Annotated in this window: 16 protein-coding genes; 15 read left to right on the forward strand and 1 reads right to left on the reverse strand. The window is 32.6% G+C overall.

Going from position 1 to position 16,785, the window contains the following annotated elements; translation table 11 throughout:
* Positions 1-53 precede the first annotated feature (53 nt).
* The 9 genes from H1R17_RS07050 (at position 54) to H1R17_RS07090 (ending at position 9,796) form a co-directional block, all read left to right on the forward strand.
* Positions 54-1,112 carry an acyl-CoA reductase gene (locus H1R17_RS07050; RefSeq protein ID WP_163430401.1) on the forward strand — a complete coding sequence of 353 codons (1,059 nt, stop codon included), beginning with the start codon at positions 54-56 and terminating at the stop codon, positions 1,110-1,112.
* Between the two features lie 14 nt (positions 1,113-1,126).
* Positions 1,127-1,639 carry a hypothetical protein gene (locus H1R17_RS07055; protein ID WP_163430400.1) on the forward strand — a complete coding sequence of 171 codons (513 nt, stop codon included), beginning with the start codon at positions 1,127-1,129 and terminating at the stop codon, positions 1,637-1,639.
* A 186-nt stretch (positions 1,640-1,825) separates the two neighbouring features.
* Positions 1,826-2,290, forward strand: coding sequence for a hypothetical protein (locus tag H1R17_RS07060; protein WP_163430399.1), 465 nt, complete (start codon positions 1,826-1,828; stop codon positions 2,288-2,290).
* 107 nt (positions 2,291-2,397) lie between these two features.
* On the forward strand, positions 2,398-2,931 hold the full coding sequence (locus H1R17_RS07065) for a hypothetical protein (RefSeq protein ID WP_163430398.1): 534 nt from the start codon (positions 2,398-2,400) through the stop codon (positions 2,929-2,931).
* A 3-nt stretch (positions 2,932-2,934) separates the two neighbouring features.
* Complete coding sequence (locus H1R17_RS07070) at positions 2,935-3,504, forward strand: OmpA family protein (RefSeq protein WP_163430397.1); 570 nt, start codon at positions 2,935-2,937, stop codon at positions 3,502-3,504.
* Between the two features lie 97 nt (positions 3,505-3,601).
* The gene (locus tag H1R17_RS07075) at positions 3,602-3,997 is read left to right on the forward strand and encodes a hypothetical protein (RefSeq protein ID WP_163430396.1); all 396 of its coding nucleotides are present in this window, start codon (positions 3,602-3,604) and stop codon (positions 3,995-3,997) included.
* Between the two features lie 101 nt (positions 3,998-4,098).
* Positions 4,099-5,181 carry an efflux RND transporter periplasmic adaptor subunit gene (locus H1R17_RS07080; protein ID WP_163430395.1) on the forward strand — a complete coding sequence of 361 codons (1,083 nt, stop codon included), beginning with the start codon at positions 4,099-4,101 and terminating at the stop codon, positions 5,179-5,181.
* 21 nt (positions 5,182-5,202) lie between these two features.
* Complete coding sequence (locus tag H1R17_RS07085) at positions 5,203-8,367, forward strand: efflux RND transporter permease subunit (protein ID WP_163430394.1); 3,165 nt, start codon at positions 5,203-5,205, stop codon at positions 8,365-8,367.
* Positions 8,360-9,796, forward strand: a complete 1,437-nt coding sequence (locus tag H1R17_RS07090) for a TolC family protein (RefSeq protein ID WP_163430393.1) — start codon at positions 8,360-8,362, stop codon at positions 9,794-9,796. Before H1R17_RS07085 ends, H1R17_RS07090 begins: the two co-directional genes overlap by 8 nt.
* A 224-nt stretch (positions 9,797-10,020) precedes the next feature.
* Here the strand turns inward: H1R17_RS07090 and H1R17_RS07095 are convergent, their stop codons facing one another.
* Positions 10,021-10,635 (reverse strand): hypothetical protein, encoded by a 615-nt coding sequence (locus H1R17_RS07095; RefSeq protein ID WP_163430392.1) that lies wholly within the window; start codon positions 10,633-10,635, stop codon positions 10,021-10,023.
* 138 nt (positions 10,636-10,773) lie between these two features.
* Between H1R17_RS07095 and H1R17_RS07100 the strand changes: the two genes are divergently transcribed.
* From H1R17_RS07100 to H1R17_RS07125, 6 genes are all read left to right on the forward strand, one after another.
* Positions 10,774-10,974: a hypothetical protein gene (locus H1R17_RS07100; protein WP_181729257.1), complete on the forward strand. Its 201-nt coding sequence runs from the start codon at positions 10,774-10,776 to the stop codon at positions 10,972-10,974.
* A gap of 534 nt (positions 10,975-11,508) precedes the next feature.
* On the forward strand, positions 11,509-12,981 hold the full coding sequence (locus H1R17_RS07105) for an ATP-dependent endonuclease (RefSeq protein WP_163430390.1): 1,473 nt from the start codon (positions 11,509-11,511) through the stop codon (positions 12,979-12,981).
* Between the two features lie 492 nt (positions 12,982-13,473).
* Positions 13,474-13,917, forward strand: coding sequence for a hypothetical protein (locus tag H1R17_RS07110; protein ID WP_163430389.1), 444 nt, complete (start codon positions 13,474-13,476; stop codon positions 13,915-13,917).
* Between the two features lie 75 nt (positions 13,918-13,992).
* Positions 13,993-14,448 (forward strand): MarR family winged helix-turn-helix transcriptional regulator, encoded by a 456-nt coding sequence (locus tag H1R17_RS07115; RefSeq protein WP_163430388.1) that lies wholly within the window; start codon positions 13,993-13,995, stop codon positions 14,446-14,448.
* On the forward strand, positions 14,445-15,821 hold the full coding sequence (locus tag H1R17_RS07120) for a TolC family protein (RefSeq protein WP_163430387.1): 1,377 nt from the start codon (positions 14,445-14,447) through the stop codon (positions 15,819-15,821). Before H1R17_RS07115 ends, H1R17_RS07120 begins: the two co-directional genes overlap by 4 nt.
* Before the next feature lie 4 nt (positions 15,822-15,825).
* Positions 15,826-16,782 (forward strand): HlyD family secretion protein, encoded by a 957-nt coding sequence (locus H1R17_RS07125; protein ID WP_163430386.1) that lies wholly within the window; start codon positions 15,826-15,828, stop codon positions 16,780-16,782.
* The last annotated feature ends 3 nt before the right edge of the window (positions 16,783-16,785 follow it).

A 16,785-nucleotide genomic window follows, 5' to 3' on the forward strand; every position in this document is an offset into this window, starting at 1 on the left:
TTAATGTAACTTTGTACAAAAATACACCATAAAGAATTTACAAACAAATCTATATGATTTTAGAAGATAAAAAAAAGGCATTTATACAGTTGGGGTTGTTCTTAAAACAGTTTACAGCACAGCCTTACAAAACCAATAGCACTGTTTTGCATAACAATGACTTCTTTTTTGAATTTAGTTATTTAATTGACCGTTTGCACGATAGTAACAGCTGGTTTAAACGCAATCAGTTAGAGTTTACTTTTCAATCGTGGAGCGAAGCCTTAACAAGCGAAAATTTAGCTAAATGGTTGCAAGCGTATGATTTGAAAGAAGAACCTTTAAAAACGGTTGGTTTAATTTTAGCGGGCAACATACCTATGGTGGGCTTTCACGATGTATTGTCGGTATTATTATCGGGTAACAAAGCGTTAATAAAGCTATCATCTAACGATACCCTTTTAATTCCGTTTATATTAAAATACGTTGCTACGGTAGAACCTCGTTTTGCTAATCGTTACCAAATTACCAAAGAAAAATTAGAAAACTTTGATGCTGTTATTGCAACAGGTAGCGATAATACAGCACGTTATTTTGAGTATTATTTTGGTAAATATCCAAACATTATTAGAAAAAATCGTAATTCGGTAGCGGTTTTAAACGGACAAGAGTCAAAAGAAGATATGTTGGCTTTGGGCGAAGATGTTTTTAGGTATTTTGGTTTAGGTTGCCGTAATGTGTCTAAATTGTTTGTACCAAGAGGCTATGTTTTTGATCCGTTTTTTGAAGGATTGTTTGTATTTAAAGATGTGTTAGATGATGATAAATACACCAATAATTACGATTACAACAAAGCCGTATTTTTAATGAGTAACTTTAATTTGTTAGATAACGGTTTCTTTACCATTAAAGAAGATACTTCGTACGCTTCACCAATTTCGTCTGCTTTTTATGAATATTACGATTCTTTGGATGAAGTTCAGGAGAAATTAACTAACGATGCCGATAAAATTCAGTGTGTGGTTTCTAACAATTTGGTAAAAGATAGTATTCCGTTTGGAAGTACTCAAAATCCGGAACTTTGGGATTATGCCGATAATGTAGATACAATGGAATTTTTACTATCTTTATAAAAAATTATAGAAAAATGATCGATCAAATTCAACAAATTGTAAATCAGTTAACCGAAAAAGAAGTAGGTGGTAACGCAAATATCTCAAACGATTTAGCAGGTAATGTAGCTAAAGAAACGGGTAATTCTTTAATGGAAGGATTGCAAAATGCAGTTTCAGGTGGTAATATGGATGGTTTAATGAATATGTTTGGTAGCACCGATGTAAATTCGTTAACATCAAACCCAATTGTAAAAAACATCATCGAATCGTTAACTTCTAAATTAGGCAGCAATGTAGGTTTAGATGCAGGTACATCGGGTGGTTTTGCAAGCAGCATTATTCCACAAATCTTAAGTATGGTGTTAGGAAAAGCTAAAAGCGGCGATTTTAACATTGGCGATATTTTAGGATCGTTATCAGGTGGCGGAAATGGCAGCTCTATTTTAGATCAAAACGGCGATGGTAAAGTAGGTATTGATGATGCTATTAGCGCAGTAACCAAAGGTGGTTTAGGTGATATTTTAGGTGGATTTTTTAAAAAATAATGCTGATTAGATAAGAGAAAATAGATGAAAGACAAAAGACTTTCGTTTATTAAAAATATAATAATTGTTTACAAAAATCTCAACATTACGTTGAGATTTTTTTTTATTTAAAATGTTAGTGCTATTTTTAAAAATAAAATAGTGGTTTAAATCGTTGATATTATACTAAATAAAAACATTTTATATATGAAAAAAGTATTTTTAATATTCTTAATGGTACTAATTAATAATACCGTAAGCGCTCAAAAAAAAGCATCCGATGTAATAACACCTGATGTTATTGAATTTTTTGATTTAATCAGTTTAAAGAAAGCTTTTTTTAAATCTGATGCTCATCTGTTTGAAGAAAAGTGGAAGGATGAGTTTTATGATAAAACAAAGGTGTATTTTGAAAAATTTAAAACTCAAGAAGAATTTAATAGTTGGATTAAAGATAATTTAGTTACAACATCGTTTAATAATTTAAATGATGCAGAAAATTTTTTTAGAAGAGTTTTAGCACAACAAGAATTGAATAGAAAAACATATAAAGATTTAAGTGAAAGAGAAAGTAAAATATTTGAAAAATTAGGAGAAGGAGCTATGGAGTTGTTTAGTGAAGAAACTGCAAAAAGTTTTTTTACTGGATCAAAATTTAAAGTAGTAAATTAAAAAGATATAAACAACAAAGCTCAACTTACTAAAGTTGAGCTTTGTTGTTTTAATCAATTGTAAAAAAAATTGTATATTAGTTATAATACAATTAAAAATTAAGCTCTATGAAAAAGTTAATCATTTGTATGTCTGCGTTGGCTTTATTTGCTTGCAAAGATGAAAAAAAAGAAACAACAGTTACAACAACACAAAATGTTGATACAACTAATTTAAAAGAACAAACACCTGTAGAGAAAGCAACCCCCATTGCAGAATCGCCTACAGCTTTAAGTACTAAAACTGTTAATAATGATGTTGTAACAGTTACAAAAGCTAAAGTGATAGGGAAGGTGTTATACGTAGAATTGATTGTGAAAAACACTGAAGATTCCTCATTATATGTAATGAATATTCAAGAAATTAATTATATAGATGATGTGGAAGCTAAAAAACATGAAATCCTGAAAGACGATGAAGGTCAATATCAAGCCTCACCATTGCAGTCTTCAAGAGGAAGTAAACTTCAGATGTCAACTAGTGAAAGTCAACCTGAAGTTTTAATTAGTTTAAGGTTTCCTGCTCCGCCAGAAACAAGTAAAACCATTACATTAAATATGCCTGATTTTGGATCTTTTGACGCCATTAATATAACTAGATAGTTTATGAAAAAGTATGTGTTATTGGTAGTATTTTTGGTTGCTTTTATAAGTTGTAAAAACAATAAAGAAGATGCAGAAAAGCCTGCTGAGAAGGTGATGGAAACTACTGAGCAAAAAACTGCATCTACAGAAATGCAAACTAATTCTTCTACTTTAAAAAATGAAGAAGGAAGTAACTTAACAGGTAGTGTAAGTAATTTGAATGTTAACATTAGCCTTAAAGCAGATCAACTGTTTGATTTTGATAAAGCTGTTTTAAAACCTGAAGCTGAGGTTGAATTACAACATGTTTTTGATCAAATTAATGGTAAAACAGAAAGTAAACTTCAAATAGTTGGATATACCGATGCTAAAGGTACCGATAAATACAATAAAGAATTGTCTTTAAAAAGAGCAGAAACGGTTAAGAATTGGTTAGTAGCAAAAGGTTTAAAAAATATTATGGCTATTGAAGGTAAAGGAGCCGAAAATCCAGTTGCACCAAACACAAAAGAGGATGGAAGCGATAACCCAGAAGGACGTGCCCAAAATCGTCGTGTTGAAATTAAAACAAAAACCGAAGGATCAATCTAGAAGCAAAGCTCGACTATTAAAAGTTGGGCTTTTTGTATTTTAAAAAAATGTTAATATCATTTCACATATCGTTTCTAGTTATACCTTTGGTGTAGAAATGAAAAAGTACCTAAGCCAAATACTAGCCCTTCTTTTTTTACTTGTAATTGCAGGAAGCAAGCTTACGGCTATTGGTCAGCAAATACCCACAACATCTACATCAAAAATAGTAGATAAAGTAGTAAATACGCACAAACATTCTATTAAAGCGTATGAACATCGTTTGGTAAAATATGCTTCAGATCAAAATAGTTTTACAACCATTGAGGCTGATGCACAAGATTTCGACTTTTCTGATCTTTTTACCTTTGTAGCCATTACGGCTAAAGTTTTGGTTTTTGCTTTTATTCTATCGTTTTTAAATACAAAGTATAAAAAGCATCGCTTCTTTTATGATGCTTTTATTCGTTTATTTAGTACCAAATACATTGTTTTACGCACATTAAGAATCTGATTTTTAATGCAGCTTTTGTATGCGTTGAAAACCTCAACGACTAAATTTTAAGGTCCTACACTTTACGGACGCATTATTTGTATTTAAACCATTTCAATTTTATGAAAAGAGCAGCATTATTTGTTTCTCTAAGTACGGTTTGTTTGTTGTTTAGTTGTAACAAAAACAAGCAAGAAAAAGAAGAAGTTAAGGACTTTCCTGTAACTCACCCTATTGTTTTAGATACCATTGTATCTAAAGATTATGTTTCGCAAATTCAGTCGATTCAAAATATCGAGTTGCGTGCACAAGAAAAAGGCTATCTGCAAAATATTTATGTAGATGAAGGTCAGTTTGTTCAAAAAGGTCAATTGTTGTTTCGTATAAAGCCACAATTGTACAAAGCCGAATTATCAAAAGCGCAAGCTGAAGTAAAAGCTGCACGCATTGAGTTGCTAAACGCTAAAACATTAGCAGACAACAATGTGGTTTCTAAAAACGAACAAGCGGTAGCAATGGCTAAATTAGAAAGAGCACAAGCTGAACAAGAGTTGGCGCAAATTCATTTATCGTTTACCGAAATTAGAGCTCCTTTTTCAGGATACATCGATCGTATTCCTAAACGATTAGGAAGCTTAATTGATGAAGGTGAATTGCTTACGTCATTATCCGATAATTCAAATATGTACGCCTATTTTAATGTTTCAGAGCGCGAATACTTAACCTATCAAACCAAAACAAAGAATAATGGCGGCGATGTGGTTGATTTGGTTTTAGCCAACAATGAATTATTGCCGTTAAAAGGAAAAATTCAAACCATTGAGGGCGAGTTTAATAACGAAACAGGTAACATTGCTTTTAGAGCTAAATTCCCAAACCCCGATAAATTGTTACGTCACGGTGAAACCGGTAAAGTACGTATGACAGTACCTTTAACCAATGTTTTAATCATTCCTCAAAAAGCGACTTATGAAATTCAAGACAAAAAATATGTTTTTGTGTTAGATGCTAAAGGAAATGTACATTCAAAACAAATAAAAATAGCCAGCGAAATGCCCGACTTGTATGTAATTGAAAGTGGTATTACAGCCAACGAAACCATTTTGTTAGAAGGTACCCAAACGGTGAAAGAAGGCGATCACGTAAAAGGCAAATTTGTAGATCCTAAAAAAGCAATTGCAGCTTTACGCTTAAAAGCAGAATAATCAATTTAATAACGAAACAGTATGTTTAAACGTTTTATTCGCAGACCCGTTCTGTCGATAGTAATCTCATTGATTATTGTTTTTTTAGGAGTACTTTCCTTGCTAAAATTACCCATCACACAATTTCCTACCATTTCACCACCTAAGGTAAATATTAAAGCAGAATACCCCGGTGCAAATGGCGAGTTAATGATTAAATCGGTTATCATTCCGTTAGAACGTTCTTTAAATGGTGTTCCGGGTATGAAATACATGACATCGGATGCTGGTAACGATGGAGAAGCTTCTATTCAAGTGGTTTTTGATTTAGGTACTGATCCTAACTTGGCAGCTGTAAATGTGCAAAATCGTGTATCGGCAGTTATCAACAAATTACCGCCTTTGGTAGTGCGTGAAGGTGTAAAAATTACGCGCGAAGAGTCGAACATGTTAATGTACATCAACGTTTACAGTGATGATCCGCATACCGACCAAAAATTCTTATTTAATTATTCAGACATCAACATCCTTTCAGAATTAAAACGTGTAAATGGTGTTGGTGTGGCAGATATTTTAGGAAATCGTGAATATGCTATGCGTATTTGGCTAAAACCCGATCGTATGACCGCATACAATATTTCTGCCGATGATGTAATGAAATCGTTAGAAGAGCAAAGCTTAGAAGCCTCGCCTGGTAGAGCCGGTGAAAGTTCTGGAAAACGTTCAGAAGCGTTTGAGTATGTGCTGAAATATTCGGGCAGATACAATACCGAAGAACAATACGGAAACATCATTGTACGATCGAACAAAGAAGGAGAAATCCTACGTTTAAAAGACATTGCCGATGTTGAATTTGGTAGTGCCATGTACGATATTTATTCCAACTTAAACGGAAAACCATCGGCAGCAATCGTTGTAAAGCAATCCTTTGGCAGTAATGCCAGCGATGTTATTAAAAACGTAAAAACGTTAATGACCGAGTTAAAACAAAACTTTCCGAAAGGCATGCACTACGAAATTAGTTACGATGTTTCTAAGTTTTTAGATGCTTCTATAGAAAAAGTAGTACACACGTTGTTTGAGGCTTTTATATTGGTATCCATTGTAGTGTATTTATTTTTGGGCGATGTACGTTCTACGTTAATCCCCACCATAGCAGTACCTGTTTCATTGGTAGGAACCTTTGCTTTAATGAGTGCTTTTGGTATTACCTTAAACTTAATATCACTGTTTGCCTTGGTTATGGCTATTGGTGTAGTGGTAGATGATGCTATTGTGGTTATTGAAGCCGTGCATGCTAAAATGGAAGAAAAACACCTTTCGCCCTACAAAGCAACACAAGAAGCCATGCATGAAATTAGCGGAGCTATTGTGGCAATTACCTTTGTAATGGCTGCAGTGTTTATTCCAGTGGCGTTTATGACAGGTCCTGTGGGTATTTTCTACCGCCAGTTTTCTATTACCATGGCAACAGCTATTATTTTATCAGGTTTGGTGGCATTAACCCTAACACCTGCGTTATGTGCCATGATTTTGAAAAACAACCACGGCAAACCACGCAAACAAACACCTATTACCAAATTTTTAAATGCTTTTAATGGATTGTTTACAAAAGGTGCTTCAAAATACGAACGTTTATTAGGAAAGATCGTTAATAAACGCAGCTTAACTTTCGGGATATTAGCTGTTTTTTGCGCTGCTATTTACTTTTTAAACAACAGCTTGCCAACAGGTTTTATACCTAATGAAGATCAAGGTATGTTTTACGCTATTATTCAAACACCACCAGGTTCTACTTTAGAAAGAACCAATCAGGTGGCAGAACAATTGCAAAAAATAGCTGAAGATGTTGATGGCGTACAGTCGGTTTCTTCTTTAGCAGGATACGAAATCTTAACAGAAGGTACTAATGCCAACACAGGTACTTGTTTGATTAATTTAAAAAGTTGGGAAGACCGCGATAAATCGTCACAAGAAATCATTGAAGAAATCGAAAAGAAATCGGAAGCTTTAACAGGAGCTAATATTGAATTCTTTCAACCGCCAGCCGTTCCTGGTTATGGTGCTGCAGGTGGATTTGAATTACGTTTGCTTGATAAAGCAGGTAGTGGCGATTATCAAAAAATGGAACAAGTAAGTAAAGATTTTGTGAAAGAGTTAAGCAAACGACCAGAAATTAGCTCTGTCTTTACATTTTATAGCGCTAGTTTTCCGCAATATTTATTAAAAATTGATAACGATAAAGCCATGCAAAAAGGAGTTACTATTGCCAACGCTATGGAAAATTTATCTACACTTATTGGTAGTAATTACGAAACCAGTTTTATTAAATACGATCGCCCGTATAAAGTAATGGTTCAAGCATTACCACAGTACCGCGCATTACCAGAAGATTTAATGCATTTATTTGTTAAAAATGAAGCTGGCGAAATGGTGCCTTACGCTGCTTTTATGACGATGGAAAAAACATACGGCTTGTCTGAAATTACGCGTCATAATATGTATTTATCAGCCGAAATTAGTGGGGCACCAGCACCAGGTTATAGTAGTGGTGCAGCCATTGCAGCCATTAACGAAGTTGCCAAGGAAAAATTACCACGCGGTTACGGAATTGATTGGGCGGGTATTTCGAAAGATGAGGTAGCACGTGGCAACGAAGCCATTTTCATTTTTGCCATTTGTTTAGGCTTTGTGTATTTAATATTAGCAGCGCAATACGAAAGTTTTGTTTTGCCATTGCCTGTAATTTTATCATTGCCAACAGGTATTTTCGGGGCGTTTTTATGCTTGCAATTAATGGGCTTAGAAAATAATATTTATGCACAAGTTGCCTTGGTAATGCTCATTGGATTACTTGGTAAAAACGCAGTGTTGATTATTGAGTTTGCAGTGCATAAAAGGCAGCAAGGCAGTACCATTTTACAAGCGGCTATTGAAGGTGCTGCCATTCGTTTCAGACCCATTTTAATGACCTCTTTTGCATTTATTGCCGGTTTAATTCCTTTGGTTGTAGCTTCTGGTCCGGGTGCTATTGGTAACCGAACCATTGGTACAGCAGCGGCTGGCGGAATGTTGATTGGTACTGTTTTCGGGTTGGTTATTGTACCCGGCTTGTACTACATTTTTGCAACCATAGCAGAAAAAACAAAATTGACAAAATACGAAGATGAAAATCCATTAACTGAAGATTTAGAATTCGATGAATAATTTAAAAATAATAAAAAGGGGTATTGTTGCATTGATTTTAGTAATCTTGGGGAGTTGTAAAACGCCGCAAGCTACTACCAATGTACCTTTTAGAACAGAAGTTCCATCAACATACAACACAACTACAGATACCGTAAATTCAGGATTGGTTCCGTGGAAACAATTTTTCACAGATAAATATTTAAGCAAATTGATAGAAACGGCGTTAACCAATAATCAAGAGTTGTTAATTACGTTGCAAGAAATTGAAATGGCTAAAAGTGAGGTAGCTTACGCCAAAGGTAAAATTGCCCCAACCGTTTCTGCTAAAGTAGGCGCAGGTGTTGAAAAGGTGGGGCGCTATACCAGTCAAGGAGCTGGCGACGCCTCTACCGAAATAGAACCTGGTAAAGAAATGCCCGAACCATTAGGTGATTTTGCCGTTGGATTAAATGCCCGTTGGGAAGTAGATATTTGGAAAAAATTACGCAATAGTAAGGAAGCTGCTGTAAAAAGATATTTAGGAACCGTAGAAGGAAAGAATTTTGTTCTATCGCAATTAATTGCTGAGGTTGCTGCTTCTTATTACGAGTTACTTTCGTTAGATAATCAATTAGATATTACAATACAAAACATCGATTTACAAAAAAAGGCGTTAGAAGTTGTAAAAATTCAGAAACAGGCTGCCAGAGGAACTGAATTAGCAGTAAAGAAATTTGAAGCTGAGTTATTAAAATCGCAAAGTTTAGAATACCGCATCAAACAGCAAATTACAGAAAAAGAAAACAGCATTAATAAGTTGCTTGGGCGTTATCCGCAGCCTATTGAGCGCGATGCTACCGCTTTTATTGACATGATGCCTCAAAGTGTACAAACGGGAATTCCGGCGCAATTACTTTCTAACCGTCCAGATATTAAACAGGCCGAGTTGGAATTGCAAGCGGCACAATTAGATGTAAAAGTGGCTCGTGCAGAGTTTTATCCTTCCTTAGATATTGTTTCAGGAATTGGATTGCAAGCGTTTAAACCATCTTATTTGGTAAAAATGCCCGAATCTATACTATATTCTTTGGTAGGCGATTTAACAGCGCCTTTAATCAACAGAAGTGCTATAAAAGCGGAGTTTAGTAGAGCCGATGCAAAGCAAATTCAAATGTTGTACGAGTACGATAAAACGGTTTTGAATGCTTATATGGAAGTTTCAAACCAAATGGCTAAAATAAAAAACATGCAAAGCATTTTTGAATTTAAGAAAAAAGAATCCGAAACATTAGTACAATCAGTAGGCATAGCCAATGAGTTGTTTAAATCGTCTCGAGCAGATTATTTAGAAGTTTTAATGACACAACGTGATGCTATTGATGCCAAATTAGAAGTTTTAGAAGCCAAAGCAGAACAATTAAGTGCCGTTGTAGACATTTACAAAAGCTTAGGTGGTGGCTGGAAGTAAAAGTGAGATTTATATTTATTTGTTAGTTTTAAGACAGACTTATTCGTAAGTCTGTTTTTTTTCTTACTAATTAGCTTAACCATAAATGTTTTTTTTAAGACATGAAAAAATAAGCTGTTTTTTTTTCTATAAGCATGATAATTAAAACGTTACTTTACTATCTACTCATAAAAAACACATCAAGTACTTGATGCGTTTTTTTTGAGTTTAAAATAAAAAGCATTTTAACTAACTACCACCGTTTTAAATTGCGTAAAATTATGGGTAGCACTAGTACCTACAGCGGCAGCACGCATTCTATAAATACCAGCAGTTAACAAACCTGCAATTTTAAAGGTACTTTTACTATTTACGGCAAATTGCGTTGTTGTTTCATTAGTTAAACCATACTCACATACATACGATTTTGCCCCTTTAACAGCACTTATGTTTACCAATATACATCCTTCTTGAGGAGATGATAACTGTAAGTTTGTTGGTATAGGTAGTTCGCCATACGGAGTAGGTTCTTTCCTAATATCATAACCACTACTCATTAAAGCAACATAATCATTGCCATATTTAGATTCTAAAAAAGCTTTAATCTCTAAAAGATAATCAATAAGATTTACACGTATTTCATTACGTTTGGCAATTTCAATTCTGTCGCCATTTTTTGCTTTTTCCATAGCCTCTTCAAAAGCAGTAGTAGCATTTTGTAAATCATCGTAATAAGGTACTTCTATAGAAGCTGCTAATTCTGGTCTAGGTGATAACGATGCCAATATATGCTTGGCTTTATCTAATAATTTTATGTTTGAAAAGTACATAAAATTAAGTATTAGTTTAAATTTTTTCATACAATTTGATTTTAATAAAACAATTGATTTATTTATTATAACAGCATGAATATTTTTTATAATGCAAAATGTAAATAGATGCTTTGCTATTGATAATGAAACCTTTAAAGAGTTAATTTGACAGCAAAAAGAATTATTTTGACAGCAAAAAGAATTATTTTGACAGCAAAAAGAATTATTTTGACAGCAAAAAGAATTACTTTGATAGCAAAAAGAATTACTTTGACAGTAAAAAGAATTACTTCGGCAGTAAAAAGAATTACTTTGACAGCAAAAAGAATTAATTCGACAGCAAAAAGAATTACTTCGACAGCAAAAAGAATTACTTTATCACTATAAAGAATTACTTTTTTGTTATAAAAAGTTTTTTTTACACGTGTGATTTTTTTTAAAACACTTTATTTTAGGCGTAAAAACCTACTTTTTATGATTCATTATGTTCAATGAAAAGGTAGTAAAATAACAAAGAAAGCTTTGTATTGTAAAAAATACAAATGGGTAGCCTTTTCTTAAATAGCCTTTAAAAAAATGCTACACTTAAAGTAATTGTTATGCTTTCATAGGCAATGTTTTATATGGTAAAATTAATGCTAAATAATTAAAAATAATTATTTTTTATTGTTAATTAAAGTGCTAATTTTAAGGGTTTTGTGTTAATTGTTTTTTACAAAACTTTTGGTTGTTGGTACAGATAATTTGTTGGTTTGTTTCGCTAACTATACATTTTAAATATATTAAGTGTTTAATTTACTTGCGTATAGGCTTTTTCTTGATTGGTTAACAAAATACGTATATAATTGTTTTTTCACGAAATTTTTTGTATTTTGGTTTCGCTAAATAACAATGTTAGCCGCAATAATCTATAAAATACCTATGAAATTAAAAGTTGTAATTAACAAAATTAAATCTATACAAAACCTTGAAATTAATTTACCAATTGAAAAGGGATTATACGCAATTACTGGTCAAAATGGTTCAGGGAAAAGTACTGTAGTAACAGCTTCATCTTGCGTTTTCTTTACTTTACCAATGAATGACTATTTTGGTGTTACTGATTCAGATTCTAGAATAGATTTTGAATTAAACGGTGCAAAAAGAGCATGGTACAAAGAATCAGGTAAATGGAAAAAATATTCCGATGGAAAAATGTCCATTAAAGGCTTTTACGAAGGTTCATTAATTTATGGTAATAGATTTCGAAATACTAACTACGAAACTTTAAAAAAATTAGATACAATTGATACCACAAAACTTACAGAAGCTCCTGAATTTATAAGAGAAAACCTTGGTATAATATTACAAAACAATAAAAATTTCTATGAGAAACTTTATGTTTTAAAATGGAAAGACGTGGATAGTAAATCCAATTATACTAGAGATATTTTTTACTATAAAAAGGGTGATAAAAGAGTAAGTCAATTTCATATGTCTACTGGTGAAAATCTTATGGTAAGTATCTTAAATTCTATTTTTATACGTAACAATGATAGAGCTAGTTTGTCAAAGCCTTGTTTAATGTTTTTAGATGAAATTGAATTAGCATTACATCCTAGTTCGCTAAAACGATTAGTTGCTTTCCTTAAAGATATTTCTAATCAATTTAACTATGCAATATATTTTTCTACACATTCTATTGAATTAGTTTCTAATATAATTCCTGATAATATTTTCTTTATCGAAAGATATCCAGATGATACTCTTGGAGTATTGAATCCTTGTTATCCAGCTTACGCAACGAGGATTCTTTATGACCATTCGGGATATGATCATATTTTCTTAGTTGAAGATGATTTAGCTAAATCTATTATCAGTAAAATTTTAAAAAAGAAAAATTTACTTTCCAACAGATTGGTCCATGTGCTTCCTTGTGGAGGCTATTCTAATGTAATTGATTTAGCTGAGGAAGTAGTGAATAGTAATTTAGTAGGTAAAACATCAAAAATTATGATTGTTCTTGATGGTGATGTCAAAGAAGAATCAAAAGCATATCTTGCAAAAAAACAATACAACAATAACATTCCTTTAAATTATTTACCTATAGAAAGTTTGGAAAAATATTTAAAGGAAAACCTTATAAATAAAGTTGATAGAGAAATATTCAAAAACCTAAATGATTATGTTTTCCAACAAAAGAGTTTACAAAATATAATTGAGGAATATAAAAGTGAGAACAATATTACTAATGACAAAAATGGAAAAATATTCTACAAATATATAGACAATGAATTAAGGGCTAGAAATAAAACCCGAGAAGAGATAGTAAATATGATTGTTGATTATTTATTTGAAAACGATGATTCTAACATAAAAAAAATCACTGACTTTTTCACTAAGCAATTACAATAATTACTGCGGCTAATAACTAAGCTTTAGCTTCGCTCTGTTCGGGCAGAGCCCTCGGGTCGTCTTGCCCCGAGGGCACGAGATGAATTGAAAATCACTGAATACTAAAACAAATAATAAACAATGAAGTAAAGCCCGTTGAACGGAACCGGAGTAGCTTTATATGTATTATGGAGTTATTAAAGTGTAGCTTTAAAATATACAAGCAGTAATTTTACAATTACTGCTTTTTTTATGGTTTAACTTGCGTTTTTCTTGTTGTTTTACCCAATTTTTAAGCGAGGTTTATTTTTTAAAAAGTATACTGAATTCTAAAATTAAAGTAGCTTAAAATTGATGCTTTTAGCTCGGGTATAACTATGCGTTTATATGATTAACTTGACATTAAAAGGCTTATTCGTAAGTCTGTCTTTTTTTACCTTTTATCTTAACATAAAAATTTTTCAAATCGCATTAATAAAATGAGTAATTTTAAATAAAAAGTTATGATACTAAATGCTATTTCGTGGAGTTTTAATGATAAAAAACTACACCGATTATCAAGAATTTAATAAAGAAGTAATTAAATATCAAGAAGCCATTCATGGTAATAGTGCTCTTTGGAAACCCGATGAGGTTATTATTAATGCTCCCGAAATTCAAATTCAATACATGGCTTGGATTACAAGTTTAGAAGATTTAAAAGAAAATGAGGTGTTAATTGATGATGATGAAGATGTTTTTGAAGAGTATCCTGATGAAGAGGAACATCAAGTAGAAATTATTGCTACTTTAAAAGCAGACAATAAAACCTATTTTACAGCTTTAGAGTTTTTAATGAAAACACATAATCAGCAAAGTAATAAAGAATTAGGCGATCATGTTTTCTTTGAAGGAATTGATGAAACACCTGAAATAATCAATGGTCTGCCTATTTATTATATTGCCTGCGTTAGTTAAAAATAAAATAATTTCAAAAATAGTTGTTTATGCAACTATTTTTATTACCTTTGTAGTTGTTTAAACAACTATAATATGAAAACAGCTAATATATTAACAAACGAAAATAAATTTAACTTATTAGCAGGGCGCGTGCCTTTGTTATTAAATAGATTTTTATCGCAACAATTTAAAGCAAAAGGTTTGCTGTTAACAAGAGAACAATGGTCGGTATTAGCAGTGCTTTGGAAAACCGATGGTTGCTCACAACAACTAATTGCCGATACCACAAGTAGAGACAAACCAAGTGTTACGCGTTTAATTGATAATTTGGTTAAAGAAGGTTATGTAACAAGAGAAAGTCACGAAACAGATCGTAGAACCAACTTAATTTATTTAACTCAAAAAGGCAAAGACGTAAAACCGTTGGTAATGGAAGTAGTTGATGAAACCATTATGTTGTCTACAGAAGGATTAAATGAAGAAGAAATTGATATAATTCGCAACGCATTTCAATTGATTTTCAATAACATTAAAAACTATGTAAAATGAAAAAATCGATTTTAATTATTTTACTATCGGTAAGTGCAACAACTTTTGCACAAATACCTGTTTCATCAGATGTAAACCAAGCCATACAATTGGCTTTACAAAAAGATGTTACCATAAAAAATCAAAATATTGAAAAAACAAAGCTCGATTTAGAGCACAAAAGTGTTTTAAACAAGTACATACCAAAGGTTGAGGCAAGTGCACTTTATGGCTATTTAAACAGCAAAGGTTCGTTGGATATTCCTACGGTAACTTTACCAATTACGGGTATGCAGTTGTTTTCTGGCGCATCTGATTTCACTACAAAAGGACAAGCATTTCACGGAAATGTAATGGCAAAAACCGTTCTTTTTAGTGGCGGTCAAATTATGAATGGAGCCAAAGCATTGCAGTATAAAAAAGAAGGAACTTCGTATATGATGGATTTGCAGAATGATGCGGTTATTAAAGACGTTATCTTAAGTTATGATCAGTTGCAAATGCTGAAAATTGCCGATCAATTAATCAACGATAGCGAAAAACGTTTGTTAAAAGAAACAGAGCGTGTAGAAAAAGCAATTTCATTAGGTTTAGCAATTCCGTACGATAGAGACAAAATTAAACTAGCAACGTTAGAATTAGAATCAAAACGTACCGATGTAAAACGCAAACAAGAATTGTTAGCTCTAAAAATCAATCAAATTACAGGTTTAGATGTAAACGATGTATTGAATACACATCATTCTGTAGAACCAATTGTTATTTTAGAAGAGCTATCAACAGAGAATAAAAACGAGAATAAAGCATTACAAGCCTTTCAAAAAGCATCAGAATATGCAGTAAAAAAAGAGAAAGGATCGTTGTTGCCAACTATCGGAGCTTTTGGTGGATATAGCTATACTTCTTTATTCAATACAGAAATGAACGTACCTTTTCAATCAATAAATCAAACAGCTCATTTAAAAATGGATGCGTTGACTTTTAATCCTACATGGATGGTTGGTGTTGCAATGAAATGGGAACTTTTTAGTGGTTTTGAACGCAAACATAAAATTGAAGAAGCAGAATTAAATGCAGAACAAATTAAGAACAAGCAAGTAGATGCCGAAGAAAAACTGGTATTGCAGTTAACCAAAAACAAAATGGAGTATGAAAGCATGCTACATCAAATGGACATTGCCAAACAGCGCGAAAAAATAGCTCAGAATAATAATGAGATGGCTGAAAAACAGTATAAAGCAGGATTGATCAGTGTTACAGAACGATTAGCTGCAGAGAACGACATTTATAAAGAATCATTAAATAAAATAGAAACCATTATAAAACAAAGACAAGCTGCTATTGAAACTTATCAATCGGCGGGTAGTTTAACCTCTTATATTTCAATACAATAATATTATGAAAAAGTATATTTCCCTATTAATAATCGCGGTTTTTTTTACTTCTTGTAGTAATAAATCAGAAGTAGCACAAGTAATTCAAGGAAAAGTAGAGCGCGATGAATTGGCTGTAGTTGGCAAAATTGCAGGTAGAATGGAACGCATTTTAGTACACGAAGGCGATTTTGTTAAAAAAGGCGATACTTTGGCTATATTAGATATTCCTGAAGTACAAGCAAAAAAAGCACAGGCAAAAGGAGCAGTAAAATCGGCTGCCGCGCAATACGAAATGAGCGTTCATGGAGCAACATCAAATCAATTAAAACAATTAAATGCAAAAAAGGCAGCGTTAACAGAGCAGTATCAATTTGCAAAAAAATCGTTGAGTCGTTTAGATGCAATGGTAAAAGATTCTTTAATTCCGCAACAACAATATGATGAGGTTTTTGCCAAATACCAAGGAGCGCAAGCGCAAATGATTGCTGTTGATGCTGAAATTGCCGATGTAAAAAACGGAGTTCGTTTAGAGCAACAAACAATGGCTTTGGGGCAGCAAGATAGAGCCTTAGGTGCTTTAGAAGAAGTTTCTATTGCTGAAAGCGAACGCTACATTTTGGCTCCGCAAGATATGCAAATTGAAACCATTACTTTAAAAGTTGGCGAATTGGCTTTACCTGGGTATACTTTATTTAAAGGAAGTTTACAAGAAACAACTTATTTTAGATTTACCATTCCTGAAAGTTTAGTAAAAAGCTATGAAAAAGGAAAAACGGTACAAGTTACGGTTCCTTATAAAAATGCAACAATTAATGCCGTTGTGCAAAATGTAAAACAAATTGGGGCATACGCTAACATTGCATCGGCCTATCCAGATTACGATATGCAAGATCCTTTGTATGAGTTAACAGTAAAACCTGCAACTACAACCGAGGCTAAAGATCTTTTATCAAAATCAACCGTTACACTAAAACCTTAAACT

Source organism: Flavobacterium sp. xlx-214 (assembly GCF_013874595.1).
Classification (GTDB): Bacteria; Bacteroidota; Bacteroidia; order Flavobacteriales; family Flavobacteriaceae; genus Flavobacterium.